Source organism: Marinifilum fragile JCM 15579, from assembly GCF_001310955.1.
GTDB lineage: Bacteria > Bacteroidota > Bacteroidia > Bacteroidales > Marinifilaceae > Marinifilum > Marinifilum fragile.
Window position 1 is genome coordinate 1 of record NZ_BAZX01000043.1, and the last position, 14955, is coordinate 14955.

A 14955-nucleotide genomic window follows, 5' to 3' on the forward strand; every position below is an offset into this window, starting at 1 on the left:
TGACTTTTTTATCAATGAAAAAAGTCAGAGCCTTCCGGCTTGAGTGATAATAAATTTAAAGGAATTTAAGTCATTGACTGGATTAACCAATAAAAATTCCTGATTCGTTTCTCAGATTGAATTACATGTGTTACTTTTGCGGAAAAATTTTATACATAAATTATGGGAAGAGCATTCGAATTTAGAAAAGCGCGTAAAATGAAGCGTTGGGATAAGATGGCCAAAGCCTTTACCCGAATTGGTAAAGATATTGTTATTGCAGTAAAAGAAGGTGGCCCTGATCCGTCAACTAATGCTCGTTTGCGTGCGGTTATTCAAAATGCTAAGGCAGCCAACATGCCTAAGGATAATGTTGAGCGTGCCATTAAGAAAGCTTCATCAAAGGAGCAAAAAGATTTCAAAGAGATTGTTTACGAAGGATACGCACCACACGGTATCGCTATTCTTGTGGAAACAGCAACCGATAATCATACCAGAACTGTAGCAGATGTTCGTTCATACTTTAACAAATGTAAAGGTAGTTTAGGTACTGCAGGTAGCGTTGAATTTATGTTTGAGCACAAATGTCATTTCAAGATTGAAAATGCAGGTCATGATGTTGAAGAACTAGAGTTGGAGATGATTGATCTTGGTGTTGATGAGGTATTTGCTGAAGAAGATGGTATTATGCTTTATGGAGGTTTTGCTGATTTCGGAAAGATTCAAGCTTACCTTGAAGAAAATGATATGACTGTAATTTCATCTGGTTTTGAGAGAATCCCAATGGATACTAAGGAATTATCAGAAGAACAAGTTGCTGATGTTGAAAAGTTATTGGAGAAATTAGAAGATAACGATGATGTACAAAACGTATATCACAATATGGCATAATTAGAAAAAGATTTTAATCTTATTATAGTTAACCCGGTTCAAACTTGAATCGGGTTTTTTATTTTAAAAAATCTTTAAAAGAATAAGAGGTCTTTTTTTGATTTTTTTACTACCTCTAAATCCCTGTAAATCTAGGTGGTGTAGGCTAATTGATTGAATGTATGGCAAATTAGCTTTTGAGAGTTCAGAGTTTTTATTATATTTAAATATGTAGATGAAAAAAAGTCTTACTCACACCTATGAAATACAATTATTTAAAATTTGAAAAAAGAGGTAGAATTGGGATTCTAACTCTTGATCGTCCTAAAGCCTTAAATGCCTTAAACGAAGAGGTTTTTAAGGATTTGACTTGCTTTTTGGAAAGCGAGAATGTGAATGACATTCGAGTATTAATCATTACCGGAGAAGGCAAAGCTTTATTGCTGGAGCCGATATCAAAGCCATGCAGGAATACTCTCCACAAAATGCCTACGATTTTTCTGAAACAGGCAAGCGAGTATTCGATTTGATTGCGAATCTGGAAATTCCCGTTATTGCAGCCATTAATGGATTTGCCCTTGGGGGAGGGTTGGAATTGGCATTAGCTTGCGATATTAGAGTTGCTAGTGAAAAAGCTCGCTTGGGTTTGCCTGAGGTCAACTTGGGATTGATTCCAGGATTCAATGGAACGCAACGTTTGCCAAGATTGGTAGGAGCTGGTAATGCCATGTATTTAATGATGCTCGGAGAAGGAATAACTGCGCAGGAAGCGTACAACCTGGGAGTTGTTCAGAAACTATCAGAACCAGATCAGGTTCTGGAAGATACCATAAAACTTGCTGAAAAGATTGCGGGTAAAAGTCCGAATGCATTGCGCCTTGTAAAAGAGATGGTTCGCAATGGATTGGAAATGTGCAGCAAAGATGCTGGTAAAATGGAATCGAAGGAGTTTGGTAGGTTATTCAAGGAAGATCAGAAAGAACGCGAAGAAGGGGTTAATGCCTTTTTGGAGAAGCGTCAGCCTAATTGGTAACATTCAATATTTAGTGGGGAAGCTTATCTCTGTAAAGGGGATTTGTAGGTAGTGATGATGGGTTTTTTAAGTTGACTCAATTGGGTGAATTACACCATGAACTGATTAAGAAAATTAAATAAAACAATAAAAGTATGGATTTAGTCCCTAAAATGAAAAATGTGAGTGTATTGGGAGCTGCTGGGAAAATGGGTAGCGGAATTCTGGTATTACTTTCATTCGAAATGGCCAAGTTGAAAATTGGCAAAAAATCAAACGAACAATTTGTGTTGAATGCGATTGATGTATCGCAGCCTGCTCTAGTGAATTTATTAGGCTATGTTAGATCGCAGTTGCTGAAACATGCAGAAAAAAATATTGTTGAACTTCGTGAATGGTATGCTGACAAGGAAAACCTTGTTGACAATGAAGATGTCATTAATCAATTTGTTGAAGATGTGATGGCAATGATTCAAACATCAACCAGAATTGAAACCACTTACGAATCAAATCTAATTTTTGAGGCAATTAAGGAAGATAAAGATTTGAAGGTTAAATTGTTCTCTCAAATCAAGCAAAACAATCCAAATGCCTGGTTCCTTACCAATACCTCTTCCATTCCTATTGGGGAGATTGAAAAAGAAGCTGGCTTGAATGGAGATATCGTTGGATATCATTTCTATAATCCTCCTGTAATTCAGAAATTATTGGAAATCATCAAGTGTGATAATACAGGAGATGAACTGAATGAATTCTCAATTGCGTTGGCAAAATCGATGCGCAAAATTATTGTTCCATCGAGAGATGTTGCAGGTTTTATTGGTAATGGTCATTTTATGCGTGATGCTTTGTATGCTCTAAACCAAGCTGAGAAATTGGCAGAAACTGAAGGATGGGCAAAAGCTTTCTTCATGATTGATACCATAAGTAGAGATTTATTGGTTCGACCAATGGGTATCTTTCAATTGATCGACTATGTAGGAGTGGATGTTACCAAATTTATTTTGGCCAGCATGCAGCCTTCTTTCCCAAATGAAACCCTATCGCATGATGTATTAAACGAGTTGTTTGATAGAGAAGTAAAAGGTGGACAGTATGCCGACGGATCACAGAAGGATGGTGTTTTCAAATATCAGAAAGGCAGAATCACACACGTATATGATTTTGGTGCTGGTAAATATGTTTCTAAAGAAGATATTGAAATGGATTGTGCAGCAAAAATGGGAGAGTTGCCAACATTGAAAATCTACTGGAAAACAGTTGTGAGAGATAAGAATAAGGCTGAGTATTTGGAGAAATTCTTCAAAGAACTTCATCAGATTGATAGTGTAGGCGCAAACCTAGCAGTAGCATATGGTCAGAACTCTAAAGCAATTGGTCAAATGCTTGTTGATACAGAGGTAGCTGCTTCAGCGGAGGATGTAAATACAGTATTGGAAACAGGATTTTTCCATGCTTATGGGCCCATTAACGATTATTTCTAAAAGAACTAACAAACACAACAATGAAAGCTTTACGCAAAAAAGTATATATGGTAGCTGGTTACAATACCGTTTCAATGGGAACCGGCCGAAAAGAGTTTCACCCGAAAAAGCCACGTCCGGATCTTGAACATTACATCAAGGAAGCTGGACAAGCTACACTGAAAATGATTGGTGGTGCTGAAAATGTAGATGAGGGAGTGATTGGAAACTTCATGGCATCTCGTTTTAACAAGCAGGCCAATTTACCAGCATTTTTACCAATGATTGATGAAGGTTTGAAATACAAGCCAGCCATTAGTGTTGAAGGAGCTTGTGCCTCAGGAGGCTTGGCTTTGGCTAGTGGAATCAAATCAATTTTAGCTGAAACTGCTGATGTTGTTTTGGCTGTTGGCTTTGAGGTTCAGAATACCATGAAAGCCATGTATGGTGCTGATGTGTTGGCAGGTGCTGGCTGGATGAAAACCAGAAAAGATGGTCATGCTTATTTCTTCCCAGGCGTATTTAGTAAGAGAGCAGGAGCTTATTACGAAAAGTTTGGAAAAGAGAAGACCAGAGAAGCTATGGCAAAATGGTATTGTAATGCCATTGAAAATGCTCGTTTGTGCGAAACCGCTCAGGAATTCCATAATCAAAACAAAGATTTGGAAGGAACAGCTAAAATGCCATTGAACCCTAAAAAGTTTGTGGATCATTTGAACTATTCCGATTGTTCCAAAGTTTCTGATGGGGCATCTGCCATTGCGATTGTGTCCGAAGAAGGTTTGAAGAAAGTAGGAATTGATCCAAAAGATGCTGTTGAAGTTGTTGGAATTGGGCAAGCTGCTGCTGATATTACTCAGGAACCTGAGAACATGACTTGTTTGTCTACCATGAAAGCTGCTGCTGCCAAAGCAATGGAAATGGCTGGTATTACTGTTGATCAAATCGGAACTGTTGAAGTACATGATTGTTTCTCGATTGCTGGTATCATGGGTACCGAAGCCATTGGTTTTGCCGAAGAAGGAAAAGGTGTCGATTTTGTATTGGAAGGACATACATCACGTTGTGGTAAGGTGCCATTTAATACAACAGGTGGCCTTATTGGTTGGGGGCATCCAACAGGAGCTACTGGTGTGCATCAGGCAGTTACCATTTGGGAACAATTAACTGGCAAAGCTGGCGATGCTCAAATTGAAATGAAGGAAGACAGACCTTACGGGATGACCGTAAATATGGGGGGAGATGATAAGTCTCTTGTTGTAATTGTATACAAGAGAGGAGAGTAGGAATTAAATTGATTAGAATGAAATAGAAATAAGTAAATGAGCTAATGGCGATATGCTAATAGCTATTAGCTCATTTTATCACACCTAAAAACAAACATTATGAATTTTGAATTCACCGAAGAACAATTGATGATTCGAGATGCGGCTCGTGATTTTGCTCAAAGAGAATTGTTACCAGGAGTAATTGAACGCGATGAAAAAGCGATATATCCAACTGAACAAGTAAAAAAGCTTGGAGAACTTGGTTTTCTGGGGATGCTTGTGGGACTTGATTATGATGGAGGAGGAATGGATACCATTTCTTACGTTTTGGCAATGGAAGAAATTTCTAAAATCGATTCTTCGGTTTCAGTAATCATGTCGGTGAACAATTCATTGGTTTGTTGGGGAGTTGAAAAGTATGGAACTGAGGAGCAGAAGCAGAAATATTTAAAACCAATGGCTCGAGGAGAGAAGATTGGTGCTTTCCTTTTATCAGAACCGGAAGCAGGATCGGATGCTACATCACAGCGAACAACTGCTGTTGATATGGGTGATCATTATCTGGTTAATGGAACGAAAAATTGGATTACAAGTGGAAAATCTGCTTCTACATATATTGTAATCGCTCAAACACATCCTGAATTAAAGCACAGGGGAATTAATGCTTTAATTGTGGAAGCTGATTCGGAAGGAATATCGGTTGGACCACATGAAAATAAAATGGGAATGCGTGCATCCGACACTCATTCGGTAATGTTCAACAATGTAAAAGTGCCAAAGGAGAATTTACTGGGAGAAGAAGGATTTGGATTCAAGTTCGCAATGAAATCACTTGAAGGAGGAAGAATTGGGATTGCATCTCAGGCATTGGGAATTGCTTCGGGTGCGTACGAATTGGCATTGAAATATGCTCAGGAAAGAAAAACATTCGGAAAAGAAATTATAAAACATCAAGCAATAGCCTTCAAATTGGCAGATATGGCTACGGAAATTGAGGCTGCTCGTTTTTTCTGCTTAAAAGCTGCATGGTTAAAAGATCAGGGAAAACCTTATGGACAAGCGAGTGCGATGGCTAAACTATATGCTGCGGAAACAGCAATGAAAGTCACTACAGAAGCAGTTCAGATTCATGGTGGCTATGGCTATGTAAAGGAATATCATGTTGAAAGATTAATGAGAGATGCCAAGTTAACGCAGATTTATGAGGGTACTTCAGAAATTCAAAAGATTGTAATTTCGAGAGGATTGGTTGATTAAAAATTTGAATAAATAAAAGAGAAAGGAATCTTCTATTTCTCTTATATCATATAAAAAGATCGCTTATGAAAATATTAGTATGTATAAGTAATGTTCCAGATACAACCACCAAAGTTAAATTTAAAGAGGGAGACAGCTTGTTTGATGACTCTGGTGTACAGTGGATTATTAATCCTTGGGATGAGTTGGCTTTGACTCGTGCTATGGAACTAAAGGAAGATGCTGGTAATTCAGTGAATGAAATATGTGTAATTCATGTTGGTGGTGCAAGTGCTGATGCTACTCTTAGAAAGGCTCTTGCGATTGGTGCTGATAAAGCAGTAAGAATTGATGCATGTCCGGCAGATGCTTATCATGTAGCGGGCCAGATTGCGGAATATCTAAAAGAGAATCCTTTTGATATCATATTTAGTGGTATTGAATCGAGTGATTACAATGGTTCTTCTGTTGGTGCCATGATCGCTGAGTTTATGGATTATCCGGGGATTTCATCCGTTACTTCAGTGAATCTGGATGATGATGACATTCAGGTAAACAGAGCAATTCCTGGTGGAAAGCAAGTATTAAAAACTGAAACTCCATTTGTAGCAGTCGTTCAGAAAGGGATTGCAAAAGAACCAAGAATTCCATCTATGCGTGGCATTATGATGGCGCGTAAGAAACCTCTGGAGGTCAAACCAGCTGTAGAACTGGAAGTGTTAACTGAATCGATAAAGTTTGAATTGCCACCGGCAAAAGGAGCATGTAAAATGATTGATTCAGAATCGGCAGAACAACTGGTTGAACTGCTAAGAAATGAAGCAAAAGTGCTTTAATTGAAATCAAGAAATAGGTATGAGAATGAAGTGTAGTAAAGTTAGCCTCTCTTTCTCAAATCTAAAACTAAGTAATAACATTTAAAACTTAGCCTATGTCTGTAATTGCATTTGCCAAGAATTGGAATGGGAAATTTAAGAATTCCACCTTTGAATTGGTCTCATATACAAAAGCTTTAGCTAATCAGCTAAATACAAATATGGTGGTTCTTTCTATTGGAGAGGTTGCCGAAGAAGAATTAAAATTATTAGGGAATTATGGTGCAGACAAAGTTCTCACTGTCAGTAATCCGCAATTAAATACATTAACTAGTAGAGCTTACGCTGATATTGTTGCAAAGGCAGCTAATTCAGTTGGAGCTGAGGTAATTGTGTTGTCTGACAACAACAGTGGAAAAGCAATTGCTCCGAGAGTTTCGGTTAAATTAAAAGCAGGTCATGTGGCTGCAGTTCAAGAATTGCCGCTTTCTTTAGATCCATTTGTGGTGAAGAAAAGTGTTTTCTCTGGGAAAGCATTTGGGCATATACAAATCAAGTCTGATAAAAAGATACTCACTATTGCTAAAAACTGTTTTGGTTTGGTGGCAAATCCTTGTGATGTAGCCATTGAAGAGTTTGCAGTAGATATTGATACAAACTTGTTTAAAGTAAAGATTATTCAAGAGGAAGAACAAAAAGATAAAGTGATTCTTTCTGATGCTGATATTGTTGTTTCGGCAGGTAGGGGTATGCGAAGCCCTGAAAATTGGGGTCCAGTGGAAGAACTGGCTGAAGTATTGGGGGCTGCAACTGCTTGTTCTCGCCCGGTTTCTGATGAAGGATGGCGTGGACATGAGGAGCATGTTGGACAAACAGGTAAGGTAATTGCTCCGAATTTATATATCGCAGCAGGTATTTCTGGTGCAATTCAACATGTTGCAGGTATTAGCCGAAGCAAGTGTATTGTGGCGATTAATACGGACCCTGAGGCACCGATATTTAGTGTGGCCGATTATGGTATTGTTGGAGATGTGATGGATGTATTACCAAGATTAACGGAGGCTTTTAGGAATTCAAAATCATAAACAAAGACTAACTCTAAAAAACAATGACAAAACAGATCCTCTTCATTATTTCATTGGCAATAACCTTGGGTGTTTTTGCCTGGTCGGTGAAACGATTATGGACTTTCTTTAAACTAACAAAGCCTTCGTATCCGATCAAAAACATTGGTGCCAGAATTTCTCATACTTTGGATGTGGCTTTTGGACAAACCAAAATTTTCAGAAAACCTGTGATTGGCTTAATGCACGCATTAGTATTTTGGGGTTTTTTGGTCATCACCCTTGGAAGCATTGAAATTGTGATTGATGGAGTGTTTGGCTTAGAGCGATCATTTTCATTTACTGGTTGGTTTTACGATTTTGTGATGGCTTCTGGAGATATATTTGCATTGCTGATTATCATCTTTATAAAAGCATTCAGCTTAAGAAGAAGTATTTTCCGCATTAAGCGATTTACAGGAGTTGAGATGTCATCCAAATCCTATTGGGATGCTCAAATTGCACTTACCTTTATTGGATTTCTGATGCTATCATTGTTGGCATTTAATGTAGGATACATTAGCAATCATCCTAATGGATACGAAGGAGTTTATCCGGTATCAGCAGCAATTGTAAACCTGGTTAATATGGATTTGGGTTGGTTACAGGAGTTTGGCTGGTGGATACATATTCTACTGATTTTTGCGTTTGCAAACTATCTTCCTTACTCTAAGCATTTTCATGTATTCCTTTCGGTTCCGAATGTATTTCTTGCCAATCTTGAACCACTTACCAAATATCCTAATCTGGAAAGCATTACCAAAGAAGTTAAGTTAATGCTAGATCCTGAAGCGGCTTATGATGAAAGTGAAGAAGTAGCTAGGTTTGGTGTTAAGGATGTTGAGGATGTAAGCTGGAAAAATTATATGGATTCCTTGGCTTGCACGCAATGTGGTAGGTGTACGGATGTTTGTCCGGCCAATATTACGGGTAAACTTTTATCGCCCAGAAAAATATTTGTGGATTTGCGTAAGCGAATGGATGAAAAAGGTCCGATAGCGATAAAAGGAGAGGATGATGGTAAATCGTTGTTAAGGGATTACATTACAGAGGAAGAACTATGGGCATGTACAACTTGTAATGCATGTGCTCAGGAATGTCCAATTGATATCAGTCATCCGAATTTGATTATGGATATGAGAAGATATCTGGTGATGGAAGAAGCAGCAGCGCCTGCAGAATTGAATGCAATGTTTACGAATATTGAAAACAATGGTGCACCGTGGCAATTTTCTCCTGAAGATCGCCTGAAATGGACAGAAGGATAGAATATTCAATGATATTACTGTATTGACGCAAGGCCTTGCGTCTCTACCATAAAATATAAATAGAATGACAGATAAAAAACTACATGTACCGGTAATGGCCGACTTGGCAGCTAAAGGAGAAAAGCCGGAATATCTATATTGGGTTGGATGTGCAGGTGCTTTTGATGATAGATATCAAAAAGTGGCACGGGCATTTGCCAAAATTTTAAATCACCTTGAGGTGAGCTATGCTGTTTTGGGGAAGGAAGAAAGTTGTACCGGAGATGCTGCTAAACGTGCAGGTAATGAAATGCTTTTTCAGATGCAAGCCATGCAAAATATTGAGGTTTTAAACGGGTACGAAGTGGATAAAATCATTTGTACTTGTCCGCATTGTTACAACACGCTCAAGAATGAGTATCCTGAATTAGGAGGGAATTACAATGTGATTAATTATACTGTGTTTTTGGATGAAATGATTCAAGCTGGAAAGTTGAAACTGGAAAATAATCCATTTAAGGGAGAATCCATTACCTATCATGATCCTTGCTATTTGGGAAGAGGAAATAAGATTTACGATGCTCCTAGAAATGTGGTCAAGGCCGTTTTTGGTGACGTGAAAGAATTGAAGAGATCCAAAAGTTTTGGCTTGTGTTGTGGCGCTGGTGGAGCGCAAATGTTTAAAGAGGCGGAAAAAGGAGATAAGGAAGTAAACATAGAACGAACTGAGGAAATTATTGAAAGAAGAGTGGATAAAGTGGCATCGGCCTGTCCGTTTTGTATGACAATGCTTACCGATGGAATCAAACTAAAGAATAAGGAATCTGAGCTTCAGAATTTAGATGTTGCTGAAATTATAGAGAAGGCACTCGAATTATAGAAATTAAGAATCATGAACACACCTGCTACATACAAATTGAAAAATGCTGTACGAATAGTAACTGCTACCTCTTTATTTGATGGACATGATGCTTCTATTAACATCATGCGTAGAATTATTCAGGCCTCTGGTGCCGAAGTAATTCATCTAGGACACAATCGCTCCGCAGAAGAGATTGTGGATTGTGCCATTCAGGAAGATGCGCAGGCAATTGCAATCAGCTCTTATCAAGGGGGACATATTGAGTTTTTCAAGTATATGTATGATTTATTGCAGGAGAAAAATGCAGGACACATTCAGATATTTGGTGGTGGTGGTGGTGTAATTCTACCTGAAGAGATTAAGGAGTTGGAAGCCTATGGTATTGCAGGTCTGTATTCTCCGGACGATGGTCGTAACCTTGGACTTCAAGGCATGATAAATGAAGTACTTCAGAAAGCAGATTATGCCTTGAATCGCATCAATTTGAGTGGTACAGAAAAGATTGATTTTTCTGATGTTAATACATTGGCAAGATTAATTAGTTTAGCTGAACATGATGAGATTCAGGATTCTGATTTGTACCTCAAATTAAAGAATAATGCCACAATTCATCACACTCCTGTTATTGGAATAACAGGAACAGGTGGTGCAGGAAAATCATCTCTAACCGATGAATTGATTCGGAGGTTTCAGATTGATTATCCCAATTTGAGATTGGCAATTCTATCCGTTGATCCATCGCGAAAGAAAAGCGGCGGAGCTTTATTGGGAGATAGAATCAGAATGAATGCCATTCACAATTCCAATGTTTACTTGAGATCTTTGGCAACAAGACGTGCAAATTTGGCCTTATCAAAACATGTGGATGATGCTTTAATGATTATGAAAGCGGCTGGTTTTGATTGTATTTTTTTAGAGAGTTCAGGCATTGGGCAGTCAGATACCGAAATTGTAGATTACAGCGATGTGAAGTTGTATGTGATGACGCCTGAGTTTGGAGCAGCAACTCAATTGGAAAAGATTGATATGCTTGATTTTGCTGATTTGGTTGCCATCAACAAGTTCGACAAACAAGGGGCCCAGGATGCATTGAGAGATGTAAAAAAGCAATATCAACGAAATCACATGCTCTTTGATCAGGATCCCCAAGAAATGCCGGTATTTGGAACCGTTGCATCGCAATTTAATGATCATGGGATTAACGAATTGTACCATGCTTTAATCAATTTTCTTGGGAGACAGGGAGTAAAGCAGTTTGAGATAAACGGAAAGCCTTTACTGGAGGCAAGTAAGAAGATTGAGATTGTTCCTCCTTCCAGAATTCGTTACTTATCTGATATTTCAGAGACTGTTAGAAGATACAATAGAAAAGTTGAAGATCAGGCTGATATTGCGGATCAGCTTTATGCATTGTCGAAGAGTTCTGATTTGGTAGATGATGAGATTGCCCAAAAGTCAATCAAGAAAGAGTTTGAGAAACTTGCAAAGGATTTTAAGCATCAGGATATTGTTGATGGTTGGGAGGAAAAAGTAAAAAGATACAGGGAAGATATTTTTACATATAAAGTAAGAGGTAAGGAAATTTGTGTGGATACCCACATCAAAACTTTATCTCACAACAGAATACCAAAGATTGTTTTGCCCAATTATAAAAGCTGGGGCGATATTGTAAAGTGGAGTTTAAAGGAAAATGTTCCTGGTGAATTTCCGTATGCAGCAGGAGTATTTCCTTTTAAGCGGGAAGGAGAAGATCCAACCAGAATGTTTGCTGGCGAAGGCGCTCCGGAACGCACCAATAAGCGATTCCATTATCTTGCAAAAGGACAACCTGCGGTTCGCTTATCAACGGCATTCGATTCTGTAACTTTATATGGAGCAGATCCAGATATTAGACCAGATATTTACGGAAAAGTGGGGAATTCGGGAGTTTCTATTGCTTCCTTGGATGATGCCAAAAAACTCTATTCCGGTTTTGATCTGGTAGACCCTAAAACTTCGGTGTCTATGACCATTAATGGTCCTGCTCCAATGTTAGTTGGATACTTTATGAATGTTGCCATCGATCAGCAATGTGAGAAATATATTCTTGAAAATGGATTGGAAGATGAGGTTGAGGCTAAAATTCAAGAAATCTACAAAGCAAAGGAGAGAGTCAAATATATTGGAGATCTGCCTGAAGGCAATAATGGATTGGGATTAATGTTACTTGGGCTAACAGGAGATCAGGTGCTTTCAAAAGAGGTTTACGAGAAGATAAAAACGGAAACCATTTGTAGAGTTCGTGGCACTGTGCAGGCTGATATGTTGAAAGAAGATCAGGCACAGAATACTTGTATTTTCTCTATTGATTTTGCCTTGAAGATGATGGGTGATATTCAGGAGTATTTCATACAGAATCAGGTTAGGAATTTTTATTCAGTTTCAATTTCAGGATATCACATTGCCGAAGCAGGGGCCAATCCAATTAGTCAGTTGGCTTTTACCTTGGCAAACGGATTTACCTTGGTTGAATACTACATTTCGAGAGGAATGAATGTAGATGATTTTGCGCCCAACTTGTCTTTTTTCTTCTCGAATGGAATGGACCCAGAATATACAGTAATTGGTCGTGTTGCCCGAATTATTTGGGCCAAAGCCATGAAGTACTTGTACAAGGCCAACGAGCGTTCTCAAAAGTTGAAATATCATATTCAAACTTCAGGAAGGTCTTTGCATGCGCAGGAAATCGAGTTTAACGATATTCGTACAACTTTACAAGCATTGACTGGTATTTACGACAATTGCAACTCGCTCCACACCAACGCTTACGACGAGGCAATAACGACTCCAACTGAAGAATCAGTTCGAAGAGCAATGGCCATTCAATTGATCATTAACAATGAATTGGGATTGGCTAAGAATCAAAATCCATTGCAGGGAGCATTTATTATTGATGAATTAACAGAATTGGTGGAAGAGGCAGTGATGATGGAATTTGATCGACTTACTGAGAGAGGTGGAGTTTTAGGAGCCATGGAAACCATGTATCAGCGAAGTAAAATTCAATCGGAATCCTTGCATTATGAGAGTTTGAAACACAATGGAAAGCTACCAATTATTGGTGTAAATACCTTCTTAAGTTCTGAAGGTTCACCAACAGTTCAGCCAAAAGAAGTGATTCGTTCAGATGAATCTGAGAAAGAAAATCAGGTGAAATTTAAGGAAATGATTCAGGAGAATCATAAAGAGCAAGCAGAATTGGCTTTAAGTAAGTTAAAAGAGACTGCATTAAAGAATGAGAACATTTTTGCTGAATTAATGGAGGTATGTAAATATTGCACACTTGGACAGATTACTAATGCCTTGTATGAAGTGGGCGGCCAATACAGACGAAACATGTAAGTTATATACGTAGAGCCGCAAGACCTTGCGGCTCTACTATAAATCTATAATAAATTGAAAACAATAAAATCAAAAATAAACACCAAGTCCGAAGACTTTATTAAGAATAAAGAGTCTTATAATCTCTTGATGACTGAGTATCGAGATCGCTTAAACTCTGTGATAAATGGAGTAGATGAAAAAGCTCGGGAAAGACATTTGAAGAGAGGGAAATTATTGGTTCGTGACAGAATTGAGCTACTACTGGATAAGAATACGCCTTTTCTTGAGTTATCTGCAATGGCTGCATGCGATCAATATGACAATCAGTTTCCTTCGGCGGGAATTGTTACAGGAATTGGAATAGTTCATGCACGTGAATGCGTGATTGTAGCCAATGATGCCACGGTAAAAGGCGGAACCTACATTAAAGAAACCATTAAAAAACACATTCGTGCACAAGAAATAGCCATGGAAAATCATTTGCCATGTATCTATATGGTTGATTCAGGGGGTGTATTTCTTCCAGAGCAGTCGAAGGTGTTTCCCGACAAATATGACTTTGGTCGATTCTTTTTCAATCAATCTAAAATGTCAGCTAAAGGCATTCCACAAATATCCATTGTAATGGGATCGTGTACTGCTGGAGGAGCTTATGTTCCTGCCATGAGTGACGAAACCATTATTGTGAAAGGACAAGGAACCATTTTTATTGGAGGGCCACCATTGGTAAAAGCTGCAACCGGCGAGGAAGTAAGTGCAGAGGAATTGGGTGGTGCTGAAATTCATACCTCTATTTCTGGTGTTGCTGATCATTTGGCAGAAAATGATCGACATGCCATTCAGATTTGTAGGGATATTTTTGAATCGATGCCAAAGGTGCAGAAATATCCTTTGGAAAGAGAAGATTTTAAGGAACCACAATATCCAGTCGAAGATTTGTATGGATTGGCTCCTCTGGATTTAAAAAAGCCAATAGATGCCAGAGAGTTAATCGCACGGATTGTGGATGATAGCTCTTTTCAGGAATTTAAAGAACGTTATGCTCCTACTATTGTTACTGGATTTGCAAAAATTATGGGCTATCCCGTTGGAATTGTCGCTAATAATGGAATTATTTTTTCAGAAACTTCATTAAAAGCAGCACATTTTATCGAGTTGTGCAGCTTCCGTAAGATCCCTTTGGTATTTCTTCAGAATATCACAGGTTTTATGGTTGGTAAGGAGTATGAACACAAAGGAATAGCACGTGATGGAGCCAAAATGGTTCATGCAGTTGCCAATGCACAGGTTCCGAAGTTCACTGTTATAGTTGGAGGATCGTTTGGTGCAGGGAATTATGCCATGGCTGGTCGTGCGTACGAACCTCGCTTGTTGTTTATGTGGCCAAATGCGAAGATATCGGTAATGGGAGGTGAACAAGCGGCTGGAGTATTGGTACAGGTGAAAGAACAACAGCTGAAGAAACAAGGGAAAGTATTTGATGATGAAGAAAGAATCACCTTGCGTGAAAAGATTCTAAAGAAATATGAGGAAGAAGGATCGGCATACTTCAGTACTTCAAGGTTGTGGGATGATGGAATTATCGATCCGGCAGATACGCGAAAGGTGCTTGCCATGGGAATTGCAGCATCCTTGAACAAAGATTTTGGAGAACCAGATTTTGGAGTATTTAGGATGTAGATTAAAAACAGGTTGTTATGATCTTCATTAACTCATTTACACATGAATTCAATCATT

The 14955-nt window shown here is 38.5% G+C and carries 10 protein-coding genes and 1 pseudogene; all 11 read left to right on the plus strand.

Annotated elements, in window-relative coordinates; genetic code table 11:
* Nucleotides 1-162: 162 nt before the first annotated feature.
* The 11 genes and pseudogenes from JCM15579_RS18825 (at nt 163) to JCM15579_RS18875 (ending at nt 14898) form a co-directional block, all read left to right on the plus strand.
* On the plus strand, nt 163-870 hold the full coding sequence (locus tag JCM15579_RS18825) for a YebC/PmpR family DNA-binding transcriptional regulator (RefSeq protein WP_054722676.1): 708 nt from the start codon (nt 163-165) through the stop codon (nt 868-870).
* Nucleotides 871-1109: 239 nt separating this feature from the next.
* Nucleotides 1110-1882, plus strand: a pseudogene (locus JCM15579_RS18830) (enoyl-CoA hydratase/isomerase family protein).
* 134 nt (nt 1883-2016) lie between these two features.
* Nucleotides 2017-3345, plus strand: a complete 1329-nt coding sequence (locus JCM15579_RS18835) for a 3-hydroxyacyl-CoA dehydrogenase family protein (RefSeq protein ID WP_083464771.1) — start codon at nt 2017-2019, stop codon at nt 3343-3345.
* A 20-nt stretch (nt 3346-3365) separates the two neighbouring features.
* Complete coding sequence (locus JCM15579_RS18840; protein WP_054722680.1) at nt 3366-4610, plus strand: thiolase C-terminal domain-containing protein; 1245 nt, start codon at nt 3366-3368, stop codon at nt 4608-4610.
* 99 nt (nt 4611-4709) lie between these two features.
* Nucleotides 4710-5849, plus strand: coding sequence for an acyl-CoA dehydrogenase (locus JCM15579_RS18845; protein ID WP_054722682.1), 1140 nt, complete (start codon nt 4710-4712; stop codon nt 5847-5849).
* A 65-nt stretch (nt 5850-5914) separates the two neighbouring features.
* Complete coding sequence (locus tag JCM15579_RS18850; protein WP_054722684.1) at nt 5915-6664, plus strand: electron transfer flavoprotein subunit beta/FixA family protein; 750 nt, start codon at nt 5915-5917, stop codon at nt 6662-6664.
* A 95-nt stretch (nt 6665-6759) separates the two neighbouring features.
* The gene (locus JCM15579_RS18855) at nt 6760-7728 is read left to right on the plus strand and encodes an electron transfer flavoprotein subunit alpha/FixB family protein (protein WP_054722686.1); all 969 of its coding nucleotides are present in this window, start codon (nt 6760-6762) and stop codon (nt 7726-7728) included.
* Between the two features lie 23 nt (nt 7729-7751).
* Nucleotides 7752-9014, plus strand: coding sequence for a 4Fe-4S dicluster domain-containing protein (locus JCM15579_RS18860; protein ID WP_054722687.1), 1263 nt, complete (start codon nt 7752-7754; stop codon nt 9012-9014).
* A 64-nt stretch (nt 9015-9078) separates the two neighbouring features.
* On the plus strand, nt 9079-9873 hold the full coding sequence (locus JCM15579_RS18865) for a (Fe-S)-binding protein (protein ID WP_054722690.1): 795 nt from the start codon (nt 9079-9081) through the stop codon (nt 9871-9873).
* A 12-nt stretch (nt 9874-9885) separates the two neighbouring features.
* Nucleotides 9886-13236: a methylmalonyl-CoA mutase family protein gene (locus JCM15579_RS18870; RefSeq protein WP_054722691.1), complete on the plus strand. Its 3351-nt coding sequence runs from the start codon at nt 9886-9888 to the stop codon at nt 13234-13236.
* Nucleotides 13237-13290: 54 nt separating this feature from the next.
* Complete coding sequence (locus JCM15579_RS18875; RefSeq protein WP_054722693.1) at nt 13291-14898, plus strand: carboxyl transferase domain-containing protein; 1608 nt, start codon at nt 13291-13293, stop codon at nt 14896-14898.
* Nucleotides 14899-14955 lie beyond the last annotated feature (57 nt).